Raw genomic sequence first — 18,997 nt, 5'->3', positions numbered from 1 at the left:
GTTTACATGGAAAAGATAGTTCTTGTAGGCGGTGGAGGACACTGTAAGGTTATAATAGATATAATAAAGAGTATGAGAAAGTATGAGATAGTAGGAATTACTGATAATAAAGGAATAGGTGATAAGATTTTAGACATTCCTATAATAGGTAATGATGAAGTATTGTCTCAAGTTTATAAAGGCGGAGTAAGAAATGCTTTTGTAAGTTTAGGAGCATTAAATAATATGAACCTAAGAGATGAAATCTACTATAAACTAAGAAATATAGGTTACGAAATACCTAAGTTAATACATAATAAAGCTGTGGTATCTCCCTATGCAAAAGTAGAGGATGGAACTTGTGTAATGGCAGGAGCTGTAATAAATACAGGAGCTGTTATACAAGAAAATTGTATAATAAATACTTCTTCAGTGATAGAGCATGACTGTTTTGTAGGAAGAAATTCACATGTTTCTCCTAGGGCTTGTATAGCTGGGGGAGTTAAAATAGGTAATAATTCTCATATAGGAATGGGAGCTTCCATAATTCAAGGAATAAATGTTGGAAGTAATGTAGTAATTGGAGCAGGTTCAGTTGTATTAAACCACGTAAAGGACAATGTTACTGCAGTAGGAGTTCCGGCAAAAATTATAAAGTGTAGGTGATTTGGTGAGATTTTCAAATGATACATACTGTATAAAAATTGGGTCAACAATAAAAGATGCCATGGAATCTATAGATAAAAATTTAACTGGAGCGGCTTTAGTAGTTGATGAAGAAAAACATGTTAAAGGAATTATTACTGATGGTATTATAAGAAGGGCCATACTTAAAGGGAATAGAATTGAAGAGCGCATCGAGGATATTTATAGCAAAGAATTTAGATATGTAAATAAATTTGTAAGCAAGAAAAAAGTTAAGGAATTAATGTTAAAATATAAAATAAGACAGGTTCCGCTTTTAGATGAAGAAGGTAAATTATTAGACTTATATTTTCTAGATGATATAATTTCATATGAACAAAAAGATAACTATGTTTTTATACTTGCTGGCGGACTTGGAACTAGACTTAGACCTCTTACAGAGAATACTCCAAAGCCAATGCTTAAAGTAGGAGAAAAGCCTATATTACAACGTATTATAGAACAATTTAAAGAATACGGATTTAAAAATTTTATAATTTCTCTTAATTATAAAGGAGAAATTATTGAAGAATATTTTAAGGATGGCAAGGAATTTGATGTTAATATTGAATATGTAAGAGAAACTAAAAAATTAGGTACAGCTGGTTCTATAAAATTAGCAGAAGAAAAGCTAAATAAGCCTTTCATTGTTATAAATGGTGATATATTAACGGGAATAGATTTTGATGCTTTTCTAAATCATCACATTAACAATGAGTTTCATATTACTGTTGGAGCAAGAAATTACGAGATGAAGGTTCCTTATGGAGTAATGGTTACTGATGAGCTTTTAATAAAATCTCTAGAAGAAAAACCTGTATATAATTTTTATATAAATAGTGGGGTATATGTATTAAGTGAAAAAGTAGTACAATATATTCCTAAAGATAAAAATTATAATATGACTGATTTGATAGAAGATGTTATAAGTGATAATGGTAGATCAGGTGTATATCAGATAACTGAATATTGGTCTGATATAGGACAGATGGAGGATTTTAAAAAGGCTAACGAAGATGTTAAAAAATTTTTCTAGAAAAAATTATTTTGTAAGAAATTGGAATCAAATAAGAGATAGCATAATAATCAATTGATATGGAGGAATAAATACTTATGAATTGGAAAGGTAAAAAAGTTTTAGTAACAGGTTCGGAAGGATTTATAGGAAGTCATTTAACAGAAAGACTAGTAGAGTTAGGTGCTGATGTTACTGCTCTTGTACAATATAATTCTTTTAACAACTGGGGATGGATAGATACTTTTGATAAAAATATTAAAGACAGCTTAAATGTTATTACAGGAGATATTAGAGAGTATGATAATGTAAAGAGAATGGTAAAGGGTCAAGAAGTTATAATGCACCTTGCTGCACTTATTGCTATACCATATTCATATTTATCACCAATGGCTTATGTAAGAACAAATGTAGAAGGAACTACAAATGTTTTAGAAGCATGTAGAGACGAAGAAAATATAGAGAAGATTATACATACTTCAACAAGTGAAACTTATGGTACAGCACTATATGTTCCAATTGATGAGAAACATCCTATGCAGGGACAATCACCTTATTCAGCTTCAAAAATAGGTGCTGACAAGATGGCAGAAAGTTTCTATAGATCTTTTAATTTACCAATTGCTACATTAAGACCATTTAATACATATGGGCCAAGACAATCAGCAAGAGCCGTAATTCCAACAATAATTTCACAAATACTTGCTGGTAAAAAAGAAATAAAATTAGGAAGTTTAACTCCAACAAGAGATTTTAACTATGTAAAAGATACGGCAGAAGCATTTATAAAAGTTGCTGAAAGTGATAAAACTATTGGAGAAGTAATAAATGCAGGCACAAATCATGAAATAAGCATTGGAGATTTGGTTAAAAAGATAATAGAATTAACCAATAAAGATGTTAAGATACTATGCGATGAAGAAAGAATAAGACCAGAAAAGAGTGAAGTTAATAGATTGTGGGCTGATAATAGAAAAATTAAACAATTGAGTGATTGGGCTCCAAAATATACTCTTGATGAAGGACTAAAAGAAACAATAGAATGGATTAAAAATAATATTCAATACTTTAAGACTGATATATACAATGTGTAATAAAGAGATTGCATTATAATCAATTTCTTTATAGGTGCTAAGTACTAAGTGCTAGGTACTAGGTGCTGGAAAATAAAGAGGTTTTTCCTAGTACCTAGTACCTAATTCTTAGTATCTGCAAAAATTGTAAAATAATTTTTATGATGGGAGTGTATAAAATGATACCTTTATGTATACCTGAAATTAGAGGGAATGAATGGAAATATGTTAAGGATTGTATAGATACAAGTTGGGTTTCTTCTGTTGGAAGTTATGTAGATTTATTTGAAGAAAAATTTGCAGAATATGTTAATGGTCAAAAAGCTGTTGTAACAATGAATGGAACAGCTGCTCTTCAGCTTGCACTTGTAACTTTAGGTATTGGAGAAGAAGATGAAGTTATTGTTCCTTCTATGACTTTTATTTCACCTATTAATACTATAAAATATGTAGGAGCAACTCCTGTTTTCTGTGATTGTTGCAGAGATACTTTTGTAATGGATGCAGAAAAAATAGAAGAACTTATTACTCCAAAAACTAAGGTTATTATGCCAGTACATATTTATGGACATCCTGTTGATATGGATAAAGTGATGGAAATTGCTGCAAAATATAACTTATATGTTATAGAAGACGCAACAGAATCTTTAGGTTCTACATATAAAGGGAGAATGACCGGAACAATAGGACATATAGGTGCTTATAGCTTTAACGGAAACAAGTTAATTACTACAGGAGCAGGTGGAATGCTTGTAACTAATGATTTAGAATTAGGAAATAGAGCAAAGTATTTATCTAATCAAACTAAAACAATTTTAGATAACAAGGGTTGTTACCATGAAGAAATGGGATATAACTTTAGAATGCCTAATCTTTTAGCAGCTTTTGGAGTTGCGCAGCTTGAAAATATAGTAGAATATATAAAAGCTAAAAGAAAAAATGCTGCATATTACAATGAATTATTAAAAGATATAAAGGGAATAACACTTTCAGGAGAAAGAGAGTGGGCTGAGAATTGTTATTGGTTATATTCTATTTTAGTTGAAGACGATTATAGATTAAGTAGAGATGAGCTTATGGCAAAACTTGAAGAGGAAGGAATTCAAACAAGACCTTTCTTTATGGCAGTACATGAAATGCCACCATATAAAGAATGTAAGCATGGAAATATGAGTGTAACTAAAGAATTATGCAGCAGAGGAATTAATCTTCCGAGTTCAGTTTCTTTAACAAAAGAACAAATAGAAACAGTATGTAATGTTATAAAGAAATACAGTAAATAGAATGTAGAGGTAAGGATATGATAAAGGTACTTACACAAAAGCTTTATAAAAGCAATCTAATAAAAGGTGGTATATGGTATACAATAGGGAATTTGTTTTTGCAAGGGATTTCATTCCTTACTACACCTATTTTTACTAGAATGCTTAGTACATCAGAGTATGGCGTACTTGGAGTATATTCAACATGGCTTGCTATATTTACATCAATTATCAGTCTAGGACTTGTATCAAGTGTTTCAAGAGCAAAATATGATTTTGAAGAACAGTATAATGATTTTTTATCATCTATACTATTACTTTCTACTATTTGTTTTGGAGTGTTTGTAGTATTAAGCTTAGCATTTCAAAGCACCCTCTCGGATATTACAGGACTAGAGTCAACGGTAATTAAGCTTTTAATTATTCAAAGCTTTTGTGCATTTGTAATTGATTTTTGTAACACTAAATTAACAATTCAATATAATTATAAAAAGTATCTGTTTATAGCTATTACAAGCACCTTATTAAATGTAATGTTGTCAATTACATTTATCTCTTATTTGAGTGTAAATAAGTATATGGGAAGAATAGGTGGTGGAGTATTAGTTACAGGAATATATGCTATAGTACTATATTTTTCAATAATGAAAAAAGGAAAAATATCTATTAGCAATGATTATTGGAAATATGCATTAGCAATATCAATTCCTTTAATTCCTCATAGCTTATCAGGAATTATTTTAGCTCAGTTTGACAGAATAATGATAAAAAAATATATTGGAGATAGTGCAACTGGAATATACAGTTTTGCATATAATATGGGGCTTATTTTAAGTGTAGTTTGGGCTGCTTTAAATAAAGCTTGGGTTCCTTACTTTTTTGAAAATATGAAGAAAAAGAATTATGATGACATAAAGAAAAAATATAAATATTACATAGCTATTTTTTCAATGATAACATTTATTTTGATTTTTATTTCTCCGGAAATAGTAAAGATTATGTCACCAAAAGCTTATTGGGATGGACTAAAGATAGTTCCAATTGTAATGATTTCATATTTCTTTATATTTTTATATAGCTTACCATCTAACTTAGAGTTTTATGCTAAAAAGACATACTTGATATCTATAGGAACATTTGGAGCAGGATTTACTAATATATTTTTAAACTATCTATTTATTCCTAGGTATGGATATGAAGCAGGAGCATGGACTACTTTAGTTTCATATGTTTTGCTATTTATATACCATTACATTATGGCTAAAATTATTTCAGAGGAAAAAATTTTTGAAATTAAGTATTTTATTTATAGTATAGTTTTTGTTAGTGGAGTGGGCTATATATTTTATTTATTAAAAGATAATTGGATGATAAGATATATTTTTGTAATTTTTGTTATAGCTATTCTAGGTTATAGTTCTAAAAATATAATTAAGGAAAAACTTAAAAAAATTTAATTTAGGAGAAAAACATGGCTAAGCTTATATATACTAGGGATGAAAAATTTATAATTTATAAAGAGAAAAAAGATGAAATATATAAATATATTGAGAAGATGGATATAGATAAGGAAACTTTTAAATATCTTAATGAAATTGAAAATTTGCAAATAGAAGGATTAAATTTAGAAGACTTATATTTATATGAGACTATACCATTATATTATTTCGAAAAACCTACTATTTATTTAAACTTAAAACATGTTTTTCTATGTTTTTTATTGATAAAAAATATTGTGGAAAATATAGATGAAGAGATATTAATAGAAAGTGATGATGAGGTATTTTTAGATATAAGTAGAGAAATTTTTAATCTTAAATGTGATGAAATTTCAAACAACAATATCCCTTCAAATACTCAATCACTAAGAGACAAAAAATACAAATTATTTTTAAGAACATTAAGAGGCATAAAAAATTATATTAAATTTAAATCAAATTTAAATAAAAGAGATAATGTGCTTGTTATTTCTAATGTTATGAATATAAACCTTCTAAAAAAGGATACTAAAAATGAGTTTATTGATACTCAAATAGGGTCTGTTGTAGAAGATTTAAAAAATAAAGTTAATGTCTTAAATCTACAATGTGTATTTAATTTTAATATGCTAGATAAAAGTTTATCTTACAAAAAAGAGTACATACCTTTTGAATTTTTTATGTTGTATAAAAAGCTTAAAGGAAGAAAACTAGTTAAGGACAACTTAATAAAGAATAAGTTAGAAAAGATAAATAGTTTGGATTTTACTTATAAAGGATATAACTTGAAAAATATTATACTAAAATATGTGTTGAATAACTTAGAAAATAGATATATGTCAGATTTAATAGAAATTCTATGTGCTGAAAAAGTTATAAAAAAGTATAATATAAAAAAATGTATTGTTACAGATGAAGGAGATAGACCAAGATGTTTTATTACGGCGGGAAATAGAGAAAACATCGAAACATATGCAGTTCAGCATGGTATAATTAATGAGGTGTCTCCAGCGTACATGATTAATTCTAAATATAGTGGAATAATTCCTAAATGTACTTTTGTTTGGGGAGAAAAATATAAAACTATGCTAAAAAATGGGTCTAATATATACAGAAATAATAAGATAGAAGTGGTGGGGCAAGTTAGAACGGATTTATTAGTAAATTACTTAGAAAAGCAAAGTAATACTAATGATAAAGTTAAAATATTGTATGCTACACAGTATTTTAAAGATTTATTAGTACCAGCCACAGATATATTATTTGATGCTTTAAATTTGATGGAGAAAGAATATGAAATAGTAGTAAAATTACATCCAGCGGATCAGTATTATGATATCTATAAGAGTATGATAGAAGAAAAAGGAATAAAAAATGTAAAAATAATAAAAGATGGAGATTTATATGAACTTTTAGCTTGGTGTGATGTTGTTGTAAGTGTACATTCTACAGTTGTTGTGGAGGGAGCTCTTTTAAATAAACCATCTATATGTATAGTACTTCCTAAATATAATGATGCAGGAGGATTTATAAAAGATGGATTATCTATGGGAGTAAGAGAAAAGAATGAGCTGCAGCAATGTTTAGATAACATACATAAATATGAGTTTAGTAAAAAATTTAATGAATATATACATAATAACTTTTATAAATCTGATGGAAAAGTTACAAAAAGAATTACTACGACTATGATTAATTTAACTAAAGAATAAAATGAAATGGACCTTGGAGGTAAAGTATGAATTTTGCAAGTGAGTGTAAAGAATATTTAAGTTATTTAAAAAAATATATGTATGTAATATTAAGTATATATCTTTTATCGGAAATAGCTATTTTCATAAAAATAGGTAGATCCAATGTTTTTATGTTTGCAAGTACCATATTTGTTACACTTTTTATGATATGCAGTATAGTTTTAAGTTTTAAAGATTTTAAAACAACAGTAAAAATGTATATATTAACAATACCTATGATTCCTTTAATTCTTTATTTGTTTTTTAGATTAAATATGACTTGGATAGGTACTGGGGTGTACTGGCTATATTTTTTTATATTTATAATAAATGCTTTTAGAGCTTTAAAGGAAAATGAACTAGATTTTTCAAGAATATCAATAAAAAATGGAAGGTATAAAAAAGTTGTATTAGTTTATTTAATACTTATAATACTAGCACTTATATCTTCACTTTTAAGTATCAATAAATTAGAATCATTTAATTTAATAGGGATATCCTTACTCTCAATGATTATTGTAAGTTTATCTATTTTAAGTTATAAAAATATGGATGAGGATTTTATAAAAACAGTTATAGCTTATTTATGTATAGGTGTTACTTTATCGTCTATTCCAGACATAGTTGTAGCATTATATAGTATAGTTTTTTTAGGAAAGAATCAGCATTTGTATGGAGTTCTTGGAAGTAACTTTATGCTTGGGTATACTATTATGGTATTGCCTTTTATATTGTTATTTTCTATTAACAAAAATATGTGTAAAAAATACAATAAAATATTTATATTGTTGCTATTAATACAAACTATTAATTTATCAACTCAAATGTCAAGAGGAATATTACTAGCTGTATTCATATGTTTTGTTTTCACAATGATCTTAGATAAAAAGAATTTCATTAAATATCTATTGGTTGGAGCTGTTATTTTTAGTGGCCTTGGGTATAATGTTACTCACAGATGGGAATTTAATGAAATAAGACAGGAGATAGAAACAGAAGGAATTGAAGGTGTAGTACAAGGAGAAGGTATTTTCAAAAAGTTAATGGAGCAGACTAAAAGCAGAAGACCTATATGGACTGTTGCTTTAGGGATGATAAATGATAAGCCTTATCTTGGAGTTGGACCAGGACAGTTTAAAAACTATTATTTACAATATGGAGGAAAACCTTCGAGAATGTATATAGATGCACATAATATAATTTTAAATGTAGCAACGGAAGTTGGATTGATATTTACATTAGTATTATTTTTAGGGTGCATTACTGTTTTTTTCAAAAGTCTTGTGTTTGGGTGGAAAAAGAAGAAGTATAAAAATATTTTATATCCAGGGCTGATAGGGATAATTGCTTTATTTGCATATGGAAATATAACTGGTCAAGCGTTTATTACGTCTACATATCCAGTAAGTATTGTACCTGCTTTTGTATTTATTATAATTTATACTATTTTGATGAAAACTACTACAGAATTTGTGAGGGAATAATATGAAAAATATATTGATGGTTGCATATTACTATCCTCCCAAAGGGGGAGCTGGTGTACAGCGAACAACTAAATTTGCAAGTTACTTAAAGAAATTTGGTTATAATGTAAATGTATTAACTGTAAAGGAAGAAGCAAATGGACTTACAGATAAGTCTTTAAATAAAGAGATTGACCCTCAGATTAATGTATACAGAACGGATATAAAAGAAACTAATTTATTAAGTAACTTATTAGCTTTAAGAAATAAAAGAAGTAGTAAAGCAGTAAGTAATGAAGAAAGCTGTTCAAATATAGTTGTAGAAACCAATTCATTTAACTATAAGATTAAAAAGAATTTGAAGAATTTAGCTAAAAAGTATTTTTTGAATACGTATAATTTTATTTATGTACCTGATGACAAAAAAGGATGGCTAAAATATGCTGTAGATGAAGCAAGAAAGATAATTAAAGAGAAAGATATAGATATTATTTATACAACTTCTTCGCCTTATACAGCACATATGATAGGATATGAATTGCGTAAAGAGTTTTCAATTAAATGGATAGCTGATTTTAGAGATCCTTGGGTAGCAAATGCTTTTGTTGATTATGGCTATTTAACTAGAAAGAGGCATGAAGGATTAGAAAGTAGGATTATAAAAAATGCAGATAAGATTATAAGTGTAAGTCAACCGATAATCAATGAATTTTTAGAAAGATATAAAAATGAAGAAAAAAGTAAGTTTCATGTAATAACAAATGGATATGATGAAAAAGATTTTTGTGATCTTTCACTTAATGCTTCAGAAGAGAACGATAAGTTTACTATTTTACATAATGGAGCGTTGTATGGAGAAAAGAGATCTCCTAAAAAAATATTTGCTGCAGTGCAAAATTTAATAGACTCAAATAAAATACCTAAGGATAATATTAAAATAAAGTTTTTGGGTGAAATAGGAAGTGAACATAAAAAAGTAGTGGATTTTTATAAATCAAAGTATCCTAATATGATAGAACATAAAAATTATGTACCACATGAGGAAAGCTTAAAAGCAATATGTAGAGCAAATGCTTTGCTGCTTCTAATTCATGAAGGAAGAGGGACTGAAGGAATATATACTGGGAAAATATTTGAGTACATAAGAGCAGGAAAACCAATTATTGCTTTAGTACCAGATGGAGTAGCAAGAGAATTGATATTAAAAACTAATACTGGGTTTATAGCATATCCTTCAAAGCAAGATGAAATTGAAGAGAGTATATATAATGCCTATTGTTCATTTGTTAGCAGTAATTGCTCTATAAATCCTGACTGGGAAGAAATTTATAAATATAGTAGAGAGAATTTAACAAAGCAGTTGACAGAAGCCATGTCAGAAATAAGATAGTAAAAATTCTAGATTGAGGTAGATAAAAAATGAGAATTTGTTTTCTAGGAGATGGAAGTAGCATTCATATAAAAAGATGGTTATATTACTTTCAGGAAAAAGGACACCAGGTTCATTTGATAACTTTTTCAGACGTAAAACTTGAGAATATAGAAGTGCATAAAATCGGTGAATTTGATATAAACCAAGATGGAGGAAACTGGAGATATATATTGAAGGCAGGAGAAGTAAAAAAAATTATAAAAAAAATAAATCCTGATGTAGTTAATGCTCATTATGTTACAAGTTATGGATTTATAGCAGCATTAACAGGCTTTAAAAATCTTGTGATTTCTGCTTGGGGAAGTGATATACTTGTAGCTCCTAAAAGGAATATCGTTTATAAGTTAATAACTAAATTTGCATTAGATAGGGCAAAACTTATTACATCTGATTCAGACTTTATGTCAGAAGAAACAAGAAAATTGACAAAGGTTAGAACTATTACTGTTCCTATGGGGGTAGAAAAAGGTCTTTGTTCATTAGAGAGAAAAGATGAAAATAAAGAAATAAAAATACTAAGCTTAAGAACTGTAAATAAAAATTCTAATATAGATATAATCGTTAAAGCTTTTTCTAAAATATTAAAGAATATTAAAGATAAGAATATTAAGCTTATTATTACTAATGATGGTCCTGAAATGGATAATATAAAGAATCTAATAAATGAATTACAAATACAAGATAGGGTTGAAATAAGAGGATTTATTTCAAGAGAAGAACTATTGAATTTACTAATTACATCTCAGGTATTTGTATCAATATTAGATTCTGATTCTACATCAGTAACTTTATTAGAGGCTATGGCTTGTGGAGTTTTACCAATAGTTTCTGATTTGCCGGCTAATAAGCAGTGGATAGAGGAGAAGGTAAATGGTATAATTCTTAAAGAATTAAAAGAAGAAGAGTTATATACAGCTATTAAATTATGCATTGAAGATAATAATTTAAAAGATAATGCTGAAGGACTTAATAGAGATATAATATTAAAAAAAGCTATTTGGGAAGATAATATGGCTGTGGTAGAAAAAGAATATGAACAGATATACAGCATATAGAGTTGAGGAGTGATATAGTGGAAGAAGTTAAGCATAAAAAAACAGTATCCATAGTTATTCCATGTAGAAATGAAAAAGATTATATAGGACAATGTTTAGAATCTTTCATAAATCAAACATATCCTAAAGATTTATTTGAAGTCTTGGTGTGCGATGGAATGTCTGATGATGGAACAAGGGGAATAATAAAAGAATACAAAAAGAAATATGATAATATACATATTGTTGATAATAAAGGATTATCAGCACCTAAGGGAATGAATTTAGGTATAAAAAAGAGTAATAAAGATATAATTATTATTTTTGGTGCACATTCTTATGCAGATAAAGACTTCATTAAGAATAATGTTAAATTACTTCAAAAAGAAGGTGTGGGATGTGCAGGAGGTCCTATTGAAACTATTAGCAATAATGAGGTAGGAGAAGCTATTTCACTTGCAATGAGTTCACCATTTGGTGTAGGAAATGCATTATTTAGATATGCTCAGAAGGAGACATATGTTGATACAGTAGCATTTGGAGCATATGAAAAAAAAGTTTTAGAGGAAATAGGATTTTTTGATGAAGAATTAGTGAGAAATCAAGATGATGAGTTAAACTATAGAGTTGTGAAAGCAGGGTATAAAATTTTATTATCTCCAGAAGTAAGATCTAAATATTATGGAAGAGGTTCACTAAGCAAATTATGGAGACAGTATTACCAATATGGTTTTTGGAAAGTTAGAGTTATGCAAAAACATGGTAAAACAGCATCTATAAGACATTTAGTACCAATGGCATTTGTTCTTACCAATACTTTGGGAATAGGATTGGGGTTATTTTTTAAACCTATATTGATTTTGTGGTTGATTCAGTTTATTATGTATTTAGCCCTAGATATTGCGGCTTCAGTTAAATTAGTTAAAAATAAATTTAACCTTATAAAATATATACCATTTATTTTCCCTATATTACATATTAGCTATGGATTAGGATTTATAAATGGATTAATGGCATTTTATGTTTTAAGATCAAACAAATTAGTAGAAAAAAATACTAAAATGTCTAGATAAATTGGGAGGAATAAAAATGTCAAAAACAGAAGCAAGAAAAGAATTTCTACCTTATGCATTACCTTTAATTGAAGAAGATGAAATAAATGAAATGGTAGATACATTAAAATCAGGATGGATTTCTAAAGGACCTAAGACTATAGAATTTGAAAAGAAATTTGCAGAATTTGTTGGCGCAAAACATGCTATAGCAACAAACTCTGCTACAAGTGCTCTTCATTTAGCCTTGGTTGCAGCAGGAATTGGTGAAGGAGATGAAGTAATAACAACTCCTATGACTTTTGCAGCAAGTGCTAATACAATAACACATGTAGGAGCAACTCCGGTATTTGTAGATATAGACCCAGATACATATTGTATTGATGTAAACAAGATTGAAGAAAAAATTACTTCAAAAACTAAAGCTATAGTACCTGTACATTACAGTGGACAGGCATGTGATATGGATAAAATAATGGAGATAGCTAAAAAGTATAATCTTTTTGTTTCAGAAGATGCTGCTCATGCTGTTTATACTCAATATAAAGGTAAAATGATAGGTGGTATAGGAGATACAGCTTCTTTTAGTTTTTATGCTACTAAAAATCTTGCTACTGGTGAAGGCGGAATGCTTACAACAAATAGTGATGAAATTGCAGAAAAAGTAAGAGTTATGAGTCTGCATGGAATGAGCAAAGCAGCTTGGAATAGATATGGTAAGGGTGGTTCTTGGAGATATGATATAGAATATCCTGGATATAAATATAATATGACAGATATGCAAGCAGCTCTTGGCCTTCATCAGCTAAAGAAATTAGATAGAATGCAGGAAATAAGAACAGATATAGCAAAGAGCTATAATGAAGCATTTGCTGATATGCCAGAAATAATCACACCTAAAACTTTAGATTATACAACAACTCATGCATGGCACTTATATGTAATTCAAGTTAATGATGAATTGTTAACTATAAACAGAGATAAGTTTATTGAAGAATTAGCAGAAGAAAATATAGGAACAAGCGTACATTTTATACCAGTACATTTACATCCTTATTATAAAAGAACATTTGGACATAAAGAAGGAAATTTCCCTGTTTGTGAAAAAATATTTAGCAGAATGCTGTCCTTACCATTATATCCAGTGATGACAAAGCAAGATACAGAAGATGTAATTTATGCTGTTAAGAGAATAGTTGAGAAATATAGAAAATAAAATTAATATATAAAATTAGCACGCTAAAATTGCGTGCTAATTTTATGACAAATAGAAAAAATAGTGTATTATAATATTTATAGATTATTAGTACTATAAGAAGGTGATAAAATGATTAAGAAAAAAAGTATGCTAAGCTGTCTAATATATTTGTATATAATACTTATGCCAATACTTCCTAGTAAATTTAAAGGAATACCTTTAGGAGATATTATATTATTTTTAATCGGATTAGTGTATTTGTTTACTATATTAATATACAGTGAGAGCAGAGAAAGATTTATAAAGGGAATACAAGATTTCTTTACAGATTATCTGAGTATATTCATGGTTCTATTATTTATTGTAATGTGTATATCTGTTAGTTATGCATCTTATAAAACTATGGCATTAAAAGAAAGTTTGAGATTTGTAACTTATATTATAATTTATTTTATAATTAAGTATGAAATAACTGAAAAATATATTTTGGATAATATAATAAAGACTTATCTTTTAGTTGTAGCAGCTATAAGTAGTTTTGGGATAATACAGTATTTTACAAAGATAGGCTTGAGTAAGGAGTTTATATATGACAAGGGATATGCTTTTAAGGTTAGAATACCATCTACACTAGAAAATCCAAATAGTTTAGGTGCATTTTTAATTTTAGCAATATTTCCATTAATAATGATAACTTTATATGAGAAAAATAAAAGTAAGAAGATGTTATATGGGATAATATCTATGGTAGTATTTATCAATATAGTATTAAGTGGCTCACGAAATACATGGGGTGGATTTTTAATAGGAGCGTTTATTTTTATTATTATATATAATTGGAAAGCCATATTTTTATTTCTACTTGGAGGAGCATCAGCTTTAATGATACCATCAGTAAGAAATAGAATTGGAGATTTTAAGTTGGTATTTAAAGATCCTAGAGTTAATTTGTGGAAAATAGCTTTGGAAATGATAAAGGACCATCCTATAGTAGGTGTTGGAAATGGAAATTATTATAGTTTGTATGGAGCATATGTAAAAAAACATCCTGAACTTGATTATAATCATCATGTAAATTTTCCAGTACATAATTCATATCTTAAAATTCAAAGTGAACTTGGAATTGCAGGTAGTGTTTCATTTGTAGGAATTTTGGTATCTGTATTGGTAAAGATAAAGACTTTTATAAATATTACAAAAAATGGATTTTACAAGGCTTTTTATAAAGGGCTTTTAATATCAATAATAGTTTTTTATATTATGAATATTTCTGATAATTTATTTTTTGTACCCAAAATAAGTATGTATTTTTGGATTTTAGTAGCAATATCTCAATCTATGCTTTATAATAATAGCAGAGATTTTATATAAACAAAGCATTAAGTAATTCAGGGTGGATGTAGTAGGAGGTAATATGGACGTAAATGATATACAAATAAATGTAAAAACAGATATTAAAGACAAAAAAATTCAATTTATAATGAAAAGAATTTTAGACATTTTGCTGTCCTTGATTGGTATAATTATTTTAACACCTGTATATTTAATTATAATAATTTTAATTAAAACTGATTCTAAAGGACCAGCAATATTTACACAAACAAGAGTAGGAAAAGATAATAAACCATTCAAGATTTATAAATTTAGAACTATGGTGGTTGATGCTGAAAGTAGACAAGAACTAGCTATAGATACTCAAAATATTGAAAACTTTGTATTCCAAAGTAAAAGTGACAATAGAATAACTAAAATTGGTGCTTTTTTAAGAAGGACTAGTCTTGATGAAATACCACAATTATTCAATGTTCTTATGGGAAATATGAGTTTAGTTGGACCAAGACCTGAAATACCAGATGTAGTTAATGTATATCCTGAAAAATATAGAGAAAGATTATTGGTTTTACCAGGTATAACAGGTATTGCTCAAATTAGTGGACGAGGAGAAATTGAATTAGGTAGGACAGTTTATTATGATTTAACATATATTAAAAATTTTTCCGTATTACTAGATATAAAAATTTTATTTCAAACAGTATTTAGTGTGTTTAAAAAAGAAGGAGCATTCTAATTAGGATTAGGGGGATATATGTTTACAAAAATTTTAGATTATAAAGTATTTAGTGGAACTAAAAAACAGTTAATACAATATATAGAGGATTTTGATAAAGTAAACATTATTTCGGGAAATCCAGAAATTTTGTATAGTGGAATGGAAAATGAGTTTTTACACCAAGTATATACAGATAAGACCTCTGTAATAATTCCTGATGGTGTTGGTACTGTAATGGCATCAAAAATAGTTAAAAATCCTATGAAAGAGAAAATAGCAGGAATAGAGCTTATGGAAGAGATTGTTAAAAAATGCGAAAAAGAAAATAAAAGTATATACTTATTAGGTGCTCAAGAGGAAATACTAAAGGAATGTATTATTAATTTATTAGTTAAATTCCCTAATATAAAGATTGTAGGTGCCCATAATGGGTATTTTGATTTAGAAAATTGTGAAGAGATTGTGGAGGATATAAAGCATAAAGAGACCTATGCTTTATTTGTAGCTATGGGATGTCCAAGACAAGAAACTTTTATAGCAAAATATATGAATTCACTTCCATGTAAAATTTTTATGGGAGTCGGAGGAAGCTTCGATGTTTTTGCAGGAAAAGTGAATAGAGCTCCAAAATGGATGATAAAATTAGGGATTGAATGGTTGTATAGGGTAATTAAAGAACCATGGAGAATTAAGCGTTTAATTTGTATACCTAAGTTTTTATGGAGAGTAATATTCAATACTGATAAAATGGAGAATAAGTAAATGAAAAGATGAGCGGCATAAGCTCTTCTTTTTTGCATTTAATTCAAAAGAAAAAGAATGGGGGACAAGAGAATGAGAGTTTTACATATTATAACTGGGAGTGATAATGGAGGGGGAGGAGCCCATGTTTTAAATATATGTAAATATTCAAAGAAATTTAATAACATTCTTGGCTGTATTGGAGAAGGATATTTATACGAAAAAGCTAAGAAACAAGAAATTAATACTGTAATGTTTAAAAATAAAATTAACAATAAAGAGATTATAGATTATATTAATAAAAATAAAATAGATATTGTGAATTTTCATGGAGCAAAAGCCTTTCTTATACATAGGGTTTTAAAAAATAAAATAAAAGCTTCTACTTTGGCTAGTGTACATAGTGATTATAGATATGATTTTTTAAATAATAAAATTAAACATTTTTTATTTACCCCTCTTAGTAAATACGGTCTTAAATCCTTTAATAATTATATGTGCATATCAAATTATATTAAAGATGTTTTAGAAGAAAATAATTTTAGGGGAGAGAAATGTGTTGTAAACAATGGAATAGATTTAGATAATATTAATATAACAAAAACTAAAGAAGAAATAAGAAAAGAGTATGGTATACTGCAAAATTATTTTGTTTTTGTAAATGTAGCAAGAATGCACCCCATAAAAAATCATAATGGACTAATTAATGCATTTTATAAACTCAGAGATGAATTTGAGGATATAAAGTTAGTCTTAGTAGGAGATGGAGAGCTTCAAGATAAGCTTCAGAAAAAAGTATTAGAATTAAAAATGGAAAAAGATATAATTTTTACTGGATTTGTAGAAAATCCTATAAATATTATGAATGCTAGTGAGATTAGTATATTAACCTCTTTTAATGAAGGAGGTTCTCCACCAATAGTTATTCTTGAAAGTGGCATAGCAAATGTACCAGCTATTTCCTCAAAGGTTGGAGATATTGAAAAGAATTTTAATGATAAAACGGTATTTGTAATTAACGATAATTCTGAAGAAGAAATCTATAAAAAAATGAAAGAAGCTTATTTGAAAAAAGATGTTCTTAATATAATGGGAAAGGAACTTTATAAAGAAGTCATAGATAACTACGATATGGAAAAATTTTGCAATACATACTATTCTTTTTACAAAAAAGTAATTAAAACAAATAAGTTTAAAAATGGAGTGTAATATATGCAGGATAAAAAGATTATAAAAAGTTCTTTCATCATAATTATATTAATTGTATTAGGCAAAATTATGGCATTTATTAGAGATGCACTGATTGCTTCAAAATTTGGAGCTACTTATGTTACAGATATATATATGTTTTCTTTAGGTACTGTAATGCTGCTTACAACTATAGGATATGGACTTACTACAACTCTTATACCAATGCATACTGAAAACATAGAGAATAAAAGCCAAGAGGAAAAAAATATTTTTGTAAGCAATATTTTGAATACAGTAGGTATATCTACTATAGTATTTGTAATTATTGGAATAATAATTGCACCTTACATAATATACATATTTGCTCCTGGGTTTAGAGAAAATTTGGAGGTATATAATAGTTCAGTATATATTTTAAGAATAATGTTTACATCATTATTTTTTGTATTTATACAAAGCATAGTAACAGGTGTTTTGCAAGCACATAAGGAGTTTTATGCTCCGGCAGCTATGGCTTTTGTTTCCAATATAATATTTGTTATATATTTAATTTTCTTAAGTAACAAATTTGGTATGAATGGTTTTGCAATAGCTACAGTTATGGGGTTTGCAGCCCAATTTTTAATAAATGTTCCGAGATTTAAAGCGTTAGGATATAAATATGTTTTTGTTATAAATTTTAAAGATAAAAATTTAATTCGACTAGTAAAATTGATGCTTCCAGTTATAATAAGTACTTCTATAATTCAAATAAATCTATTTATAAGTAGATATTTTGCAACTACAGCTTATGAAGGGGCTGTTTCGGCTTTAGACTTTTCAAATAAATTGAATATGCTTATATATGAAGTATTTGCAGTAGCTATATCTATGGTAATCTATCCAACACTTTCTATCTTTGCTACTCAGAGAAATAATAAAGAGTATAAAAATGCACTTCTTAGAGGAGTAAATGTAATACTTTTAATAATGGTGCCAGCGAGCATAGGCGTTCTAATTTTAAGAGAGCCTATTGTAAGTCTTATTTTTGGTAGAGGAGCTTTTGATGAAAAAGCGGTAAAATTAACAGCAAATGCATTAATGTTTTATACTCCAGCTATGGTAGCTTATGGAGTTAGAGATATACTGTATAAAGCCTTTTATTCACTGCAGGATACGAAAATTCCTATGATAAATAGTTTTATAGGAATTTGCATAAATATAATTTTAAGCTTAATACTTGTAAACAGTATGCAAGTATCAGGATTAACTTTAGCTTCTGCTATTTCAGCTGTGGCAACTACTTTGATTTTAATTATTATTTTAAATAATAAACTTAATGGAATAAATATAAGATATCTTTTAAAGGTATTTGTAAAAATAACTAGTTCATCTTTGATAATGGGATTTATTATAATCAATATAAGAAATGTATGTTTTACCCAAATAGGTGTAAATTTTAAAGGTGATATAATATCAATTATTCTATGTTTTATTATTGGAGTATTTGTTTATTTTATATGTATTCATATTTTAAAAGTGGAAGAGTACATGTATATGCTGGAGCTAGTAAAGAAAAGACTAGGTAAGAATAAAAGCTAATGTATATAGCCATACTATTGTAGAAGGAGTG

The 18,997-nt window shown here is 27.6% G+C and carries 16 protein-coding genes; all 16 read left to right on the top strand.

The window, feature by feature from the left end:
- Positions 1 to 6: 6 nt before the first annotated feature.
- The 16 genes from OXH55_RS07675 (at position 7) to murJ (ending at position 18,966) form a co-directional block, all read left to right on the top strand.
- Complete coding sequence (locus OXH55_RS07675) at positions 7 to 645, top strand: acetyltransferase (protein ID WP_268049242.1); 639 nt, start codon at positions 7 to 9, stop codon at positions 643 to 645.
- Between the two features lie 4 nt (positions 646 to 649).
- Complete coding sequence (locus OXH55_RS07670; protein ID WP_268049241.1) at positions 650 to 1,699, top strand: nucleotidyltransferase family protein; 1,050 nt, start codon at positions 650 to 652, stop codon at positions 1,697 to 1,699.
- Between the two features lie 77 nt (positions 1,700 to 1,776).
- Entirely contained in the window at positions 1,777 to 2,772 is a 996-nt protein-coding gene (locus OXH55_RS07665) for an NAD-dependent 4,6-dehydratase LegB (protein WP_268049240.1), read from the top strand.
- A 158-nt stretch (positions 2,773 to 2,930) separates the two neighbouring features.
- Positions 2,931 to 4,034, top strand: a complete 1,104-nt coding sequence (locus OXH55_RS07660; protein WP_268049239.1) for a LegC family aminotransferase — start codon at positions 2,931 to 2,933, stop codon at positions 4,032 to 4,034.
- Between the two features lie 17 nt (positions 4,035 to 4,051).
- Positions 4,052 to 5,470 (top strand): lipopolysaccharide biosynthesis protein, encoded by a 1,419-nt coding sequence (locus OXH55_RS07655; RefSeq protein ID WP_268049238.1) that lies wholly within the window; start codon positions 4,052 to 4,054, stop codon positions 5,468 to 5,470.
- Positions 5,471 to 5,484: 14 nt separating this feature from the next.
- A complete protein-coding gene (locus OXH55_RS07650) occupies positions 5,485 to 7,203 on the top strand; it encodes a capsular polysaccharide export protein, LipB/KpsS family (RefSeq protein WP_268049237.1) in 1,719 nt (572 codons plus the stop codon).
- Between the two features lie 26 nt (positions 7,204 to 7,229).
- Complete coding sequence (locus OXH55_RS07645) at positions 7,230 to 8,708, top strand: O-antigen ligase family protein (protein ID WP_268049236.1); 1,479 nt, start codon at positions 7,230 to 7,232, stop codon at positions 8,706 to 8,708.
- A gap of 1 nt (position 8,709) precedes the next feature.
- The gene (locus tag OXH55_RS07640; RefSeq protein ID WP_268049235.1) at positions 8,710 to 10,077 is read left to right on the top strand and encodes a glycosyltransferase; all 1,368 of its coding nucleotides are present in this window, start codon (positions 8,710 to 8,712) and stop codon (positions 10,075 to 10,077) included.
- 29 nt (positions 10,078 to 10,106) lie between these two features.
- Positions 10,107 to 11,174, top strand: coding sequence for a glycosyltransferase family 4 protein (locus OXH55_RS07635; RefSeq protein ID WP_268049234.1), 1,068 nt, complete (start codon positions 10,107 to 10,109; stop codon positions 11,172 to 11,174).
- Positions 11,175 to 11,191: 17 nt separating this feature from the next.
- Complete coding sequence (locus OXH55_RS07630; RefSeq protein WP_268049233.1) at positions 11,192 to 12,226, top strand: glycosyltransferase family 2 protein; 1,035 nt, start codon at positions 11,192 to 11,194, stop codon at positions 12,224 to 12,226.
- A 16-nt stretch (positions 12,227 to 12,242) separates the two neighbouring features.
- Positions 12,243 to 13,421, top strand: a complete 1,179-nt coding sequence (locus tag OXH55_RS07625) for a DegT/DnrJ/EryC1/StrS family aminotransferase (RefSeq protein WP_268049232.1) — start codon at positions 12,243 to 12,245, stop codon at positions 13,419 to 13,421.
- Positions 13,422 to 13,532: 111 nt separating this feature from the next.
- Positions 13,533 to 14,774 carry an O-antigen ligase family protein gene (locus OXH55_RS07620; RefSeq protein ID WP_268049231.1) on the top strand — a complete coding sequence of 414 codons (1,242 nt, stop codon included), beginning with the start codon at positions 13,533 to 13,535 and terminating at the stop codon, positions 14,772 to 14,774.
- A gap of 43 nt (positions 14,775 to 14,817) precedes the next feature.
- Entirely contained in the window at positions 14,818 to 15,471 is a 654-nt protein-coding gene (locus OXH55_RS07615; RefSeq protein WP_268049230.1) for a sugar transferase, read from the top strand.
- A gap of 18 nt (positions 15,472 to 15,489) precedes the next feature.
- Positions 15,490 to 16,215: a WecB/TagA/CpsF family glycosyltransferase gene (locus tag OXH55_RS07610; protein ID WP_268049229.1), complete on the top strand. Its 726-nt coding sequence runs from the start codon at positions 15,490 to 15,492 to the stop codon at positions 16,213 to 16,215.
- Between the two features lie 72 nt (positions 16,216 to 16,287).
- A complete protein-coding gene (locus OXH55_RS07605) occupies positions 16,288 to 17,403 on the top strand; it encodes a glycosyltransferase (RefSeq protein WP_268049228.1) in 1,116 nt (371 codons plus the stop codon).
- Between the two features lie 3 nt (positions 17,404 to 17,406).
- Positions 17,407 to 18,966, top strand: coding sequence for a murein biosynthesis integral membrane protein MurJ (gene murJ / locus OXH55_RS07600; RefSeq protein WP_268049227.1), 1,560 nt, complete (start codon positions 17,407 to 17,409; stop codon positions 18,964 to 18,966).
- Positions 18,967 to 18,997: the final 31 nt, after the last annotated feature.

Source organism: Clostridium ganghwense (assembly GCF_026735165.1).
Classification (GTDB): domain Bacteria; phylum Bacillota; class Clostridia; order Clostridiales; family Clostridiaceae; genus Clostridium_H; species Clostridium_H ganghwense.
The sequence above is the reverse complement of the archived record's forward strand: the minus strand, read 5'-3'. Positions and strand labels throughout refer to the sequence as shown.